Raw genomic sequence first — 4,721 nt, forward strand, 5'->3', positions numbered from 1 at the left:
AACTACCTCTTTGTGCCGGCGAGGGGCGAGCCGGCCGCCTTCGTTCCCGGCCTCGACCGGGACATGATGGCGAGCTGGTGGGTGAAGGATTTTGAGTGGTACTTCGACTTTCCCCACGCCGGTGAATACAACAAGGTCCAGTGGACGGCGGGCAAGAAAAAAGACCTCTTCGAATGGGCGCTCCGGGGAATCGCCCGGCGAGGTTTTGGCAAGGGCAAACTGGGGATTGACCTGGAGCCGGCGCCTTCGCTCGCCAAACGCTTCAAAAAAACCTTGCCGAAAGCCCGTTTGACGGACATCAGCAAAGACCTCCTCCACATGCGGCAGGTGAAGACCCCGGAGGAGATTGCGCTGACCCAGCAGGCGATTGACCTGCATGACCGCATGCTGGCCTTCGCCCGCGACTACATCCTCGAGCGCGGCACCGACGCCACCGACTTTGACGTCCGCCACGCCACCGAGGAGTTCGGCACGCACGAACTGATGAAAGTCCTGAAGCTCGACGGCAAGCCCCACACCGGCGTCGGCATCCGGCTCGGGTTCGGGTGTCGGGCGGGCGTCGCCACCGCCTATCCCCACCCCAACCAGTTTTTCTACAAAAAGATTGCCCGCGGCGACGCCGTCCAGATTGCTACCCTGATCAACATCGGCGGGTATGGCGGCGAGGGTTACCGCGCCCTGCACATTGCGCCGATGACCGACGAGCAGAAAAAGTTATGGGAAGTGCACACCCGGATGACGCTTGCCCAGGCTGAACTCGCGAAAGCCGGCACGCGCTGCCAGGAGGTGGCGGAAAAAGTCTTGAAGATGGCGATCGATGCCGGTCTCGAAAAATACGTCTATCACCGGCCCGCCCACGGAGCCGGGATGGAAGGCCACCAGGCGCCTTACCTCGCCCTCGGCGATGACACGGTGATCGAAGAGAACATGATGTTTTCGAACGAGCCCGGGCTCTACAACCCCGAAGGCGGCTACGGCTACAACCACTCGAACAACGTCCGGGCCACGAAGGAGCGCGGCGTCATCATGAACAAGACGCCGCTCACCAAGGAGTGGTGCTGGATCAAGCTCTAGCGAGCCCGATTCGGGCGAGCCGTGAGCGGCAGCCTTGTTTGACCCTGCCTGAGCTTGCTTGCCCGAACGCGGGCTTGCTACAATGAAAAGGGTTCACTTTCACACGGAAGCTTCCATGGTACTCGCGGGCAATGCATCCCGACGTCAAGCGGCTGATTGAGCTGCAGAAGACCGACCTGCGCATCGCCGAACTCACGGCGCAACTCGAGATTTTCCCGGCAAAACTGAAAGAAATCGAAGCCCGGCTGGAGCGGGCCAAGAAGGCGCTTGACGCGGCGCGCGAGCGCTCGACCCAGGTGCACAAAGAGCGCAAGAAACTCGAGCTGGACGTGGATTCGTGGCGCGAGAAGGTAACCAAATACAAAGACCAGATGCTTGCCGTGAAGACCAACGAGGCCTATCGAGCCTTGCAACACGAAATCCAGGCGGTGGAGGAAGAAATCCGCAAGGCGGAGGACCGCGTCCTGGTCAAGATGGAGGAGACGGAAAACCTGGAACGGGAAGTGAAAGAGGACGAGCGGCTGCTCCGGGAAACGGAGGCTTGGGCGAAGCAGGAACAAGGGCAACTCGAAGCAGAGCGCACCGCCGCTCGAGACGACTTTGCCCGCCAGGAGGCGCTGCGCCGGGAATGGACGGTCCAGATCGATTCCGACCTGCTCGATCGCTACCACCGGATTGCGCGGCTGCGACGGGGCCTGGCCCTGGCCGAGGCGCGAGACGAAATGTGCACCGGCTGCAATGTGCGCTTGCGCCCTCAGGTCTTCAGCGAAGTCAAGACCAGCCAGCAGGTGCAAACCTGCGATAGTTGCAGCCGCATCCTCTACTACCTCGAACCCGCCGTGGCGGGGTGAGCGCCTCGGAAGGCGCTTGACCGAATTTCCCATTCGCGGCGGAACGTTCACTTCAGGGCGAGCCCTCGGGCTGAAGCCTTCAGTGCGAGCACCCTGGCTGCCCAGCCCAGAGGCAGTTACCAGAAGATAGAAAATAGAAAAGAGAAAACAGAAGATGAAAAAATCTTCGCCTGAAGAAATGATCACGGTAGAAATTGACGGCGCCGCCCGCGGGAATCCTGGTCCGGCTGCCTACGGCGTTGTCTTTCGCCGTCAGGATGGGACGGTGATCGAGCCGCTGGCCCGGGCCATCGGCGAGGCCACCAACAATGTCGCCGAGTACCGGGGGCTTCTGGCCGCACTCGAATTCGCAGCCAAAAAGAAGTTTTGCTCCCTGCGGGTGCATTCTGATTCCGAGCTGATGGTGCGGCAGATTCAAGGCTCTTATAAAGTAAGAAGCGCCGCGCTGAAGCCCTATCACGAGCGGGCGAAGGCGCTGATCCAGAAGCTTGAGCGTTTCGAGATACGTCACGTGCCGCGCGAAAGGAACCGCGAGGCCGACCGGCTGGCGAATCGGGCGCTGGATGGTTCGCCCCGCCAGAAAGGCGGCTAGTGCCGTTCCAACTATTTGGGGCCATTTTCCGTAAGTCACACGGCATGCTTTATTGATCATACAGGATCGAGATGTATAGGCTCATCAAGTTGGAACGGCACTAGCCGTAAATGGTAAACCGTTCGACCGCTGGGGTGGACGGATAACGGCGGGCGCTCAGGCGACGGCCTATTTCAAAAACATTGTCCGGTAGAGCGTATCGCGCTGCATGGGGATGAATCCGGCCTCGCGGATGATGCGGCGGAGTTCTTGCTCGGTGGTGCAATTGCGCGTGCCGGCGGCAGCGACTACGTTCTCCTCGATCATGACGCTGCCCACATCGTTCCCGCCGAAGCGGAGGCCAATCTGTAGCATCTTGAGCCCTTGCGTGACCCAAGAGGCCTGAATGTTGTCGAAGTTGTCGAGAAAGATGCGGCTGATGGCGAGCGTCTTCAGGTAGTCCACCGAGGTGGCCTCGTCCCAGCCGCGCCCGCCGAGCGCGGTATGGTTCGGCTGGAAGGTCCAGGGGATGAAGGCGGTAAAGCCGCCGGTCTCTTCTTGCAGGCGGTAGATGCGGTCAAAGTGGTTCACGCGGTGGTGGAGCGTCTCGCCGCAGCCAAACATCATGGTGGCGGTGGTGCGCATGCCGAGCTGATGGGCGGTGCGATGCACCTCAAGCCATTCGGCGGTGGTGCACTTGAGCCGGGCGATTTTGAACCGGACTTCATCGTCGAGAATTTCAGCGCCGCCGCCGGGAATCGAATCGAGACCGGCATCCCGCAGCCGGGCAATCGTGTCGCGGAGCGGAAGCGCGGAAAGTTCAGCGATGTTGAGAACCTCCGGGGCGGAAAGGCAGTGGAGATGAATGCGGGGAAAGCGGCGCTTGATGGACCGGAAAAGGTTTTCGTACCACTCGATGCGAAGGTCGGGGTGGAGCCCGCCCTGCATCAGTACGCCGGTTCCGCCCAGGTCGAGAGTCTCCTGGATTTTCTCGAAGATCGTCTCAAAGGGCAGGAGGTAGCCGTCCTTCGAGCCCATCGGCCGGTAGAAGGCGCAGAAGGTGCAGTACTCGGTGCAAAAATTCGTGTAGTTGATGTTGCGGTCCACGATGTAGGTGACGATGTTGCCCGGGTGCTTCTTTTTGCGAACGGCGTCGGCCGCCATGCCGATGCCGATGAGATCGTCGGAGCGGAAAAGCTCGAGCGCCTCGTTTGATTTTGCTGTCGTCGCCGCCAGCATGGAATTCTCAAGCCTCCCTGCCGGATGGGAAGGCGCGCGCTTCTAGCAGAGTCGGCTTGCCCGGCAAGCCGGCAAAGCGCAACGGGCGCACCTCCTTGATCAACCCCGTATCTTCCGCCAGGCGATAAAAACATTCTAATCCGCGGCGGTTCTCCTCGTCGAAAGAAAAATCGACGTTCTCGGTCAAGTAGCGGCGAACCTCCTCCCGCGTCATCCCCAGCCGGAGGCTTTCCTGGGAGCAGATATCCTCGAGATGGGCAAGCCCCTCGCGCTTCGACTCCTGGAAGGCGCGAACTACCTCGGCAGTGATGACTTCCGCCCTGCCAGCCCAAAAGGCAAAGACAAAGGCGTGACCGGTCCAACGTCGCCATTCGGATGCAAGGTCGAAAAGATAACGTGATCCGTCCTCGGGCTTTCGCTCGGGGCGCTCGGTACCGACCGCTCGGGGCGAAGGGAACTTCAATGCCGGATCGCCAATCACCAAGGCAGCATCGGCGATGGCGAGCATGGCATCCACGTCCGGGGCAGCGGACACGTACTCGGGTTCAACGCGATAGTATTTGCGAAACAGAATTTTCAAAAGGGCGACCGAGGTGCGCGAGCTTTGGTCGAGCGCCACGCAGCGAATCTCCGTAACCGGCTTCCGGCTCACCAGCACAATGCTGCGGACTTCCTCTTTGGCGGCGATGGCAATGTCCGGCACGATGACGAGGTCAGGGATGAGCTGGTATTCGATCGAAGGAAGAAGCCCAACGTCGGCCTTGCCGTGGCGCAGCTCATCGGCGCACAGGGAGGGAATGGTAAAAGAGAGATCAAAGCGGCCGCGCCCGGAGCCCTCGGTGAAACCCCAAACGAGGGGCGCCGTGTTCAGGTAGGAAATGGCGGAAATACGCAGGCGATTTGCCAAGCTCTCCTCGCATGCAAGCTCCCGTCCACCGAATGGCCGCCCGGGAAGATGCGAAGCTTCGAATATAGCACATCCGACG

Annotated in this window: 5 protein-coding genes; 3 read left to right on the forward strand and 2 right to left on the reverse strand. The window is 60.7% G+C overall.

Annotated elements, in window-relative coordinates:
• From VIH17_13530 to VIH17_13540, 3 genes are all read left to right on the forward strand, one after another.
• A partial coding sequence (locus VIH17_13530) for a M24 family metallopeptidase (GenBank protein ID HEY4684254.1) occupies positions 1–1,074 on the forward strand: 1,074 nt, incomplete at its 5' end.
• A 131-nt stretch (positions 1,075–1,205) separates the two neighbouring features.
• Positions 1,206–1,925: a C4-type zinc ribbon domain-containing protein gene (locus VIH17_13535; GenBank protein ID HEY4684255.1), complete on the forward strand. Its 720-nt coding sequence runs from the start codon at positions 1,206–1,208 to the stop codon at positions 1,923–1,925.
• Between the two features lie 154 nt (positions 1,926–2,079).
• Complete coding sequence (locus VIH17_13540; protein HEY4684256.1) at positions 2,080–2,517, forward strand: ribonuclease HI family protein; 438 nt, start codon at positions 2,080–2,082, stop codon at positions 2,515–2,517.
• Between the two features lie 168 nt (positions 2,518–2,685).
• On the opposite strand, the gene mqnC is transcribed toward VIH17_13540, so the two are convergent.
• Together mqnC and VIH17_13550 are read right to left on the reverse strand one after the other, a co-directional pair.
• Positions 2,686–3,735, reverse strand: a complete 1,050-nt coding sequence (mqnC, locus tag VIH17_13545) for a cyclic dehypoxanthinyl futalosine synthase (protein ID HEY4684257.1) — start codon at positions 3,733–3,735, stop codon at positions 2,686–2,688.
• 7 nt (positions 3,736–3,742) lie between these two features.
• Positions 3,743–4,721: menaquinone biosynthesis protein (locus VIH17_13550; GenBank protein HEY4684258.1), on the reverse strand; the 979-nt coding region annotated here is incomplete at its 5' end.

Source organism: Candidatus Acidiferrales bacterium (assembly GCA_036514995.1).
In the GTDB taxonomy this organism is placed as follows: Bacteria; Acidobacteriota; Terriglobia; order Acidiferrales; family DATBWB01; genus DATBWB01.

Excerpts from the sequence above, each read along its gene's own strand:
- VIH17_13540 (HEY4684256.1), top strand. The coding sequence starts at position 2,080 with ATGAAAAAATCTTCGCCTGAAGAAATGATCACGGTAGAAATTGACGGC.
- mqnC (HEY4684257.1), bottom strand. The coding sequence starts at position 3,735 with ATGCTGGCGGCGACGACAGCAAAATCAAACGAGGCGCTCGAGCTTTTC.
- VIH17_13535 (HEY4684255.1), top strand. The coding sequence starts at position 1,206 with ATGCATCCCGACGTCAAGCGGCTGATTGAGCTGCAGAAGACCGACCTG.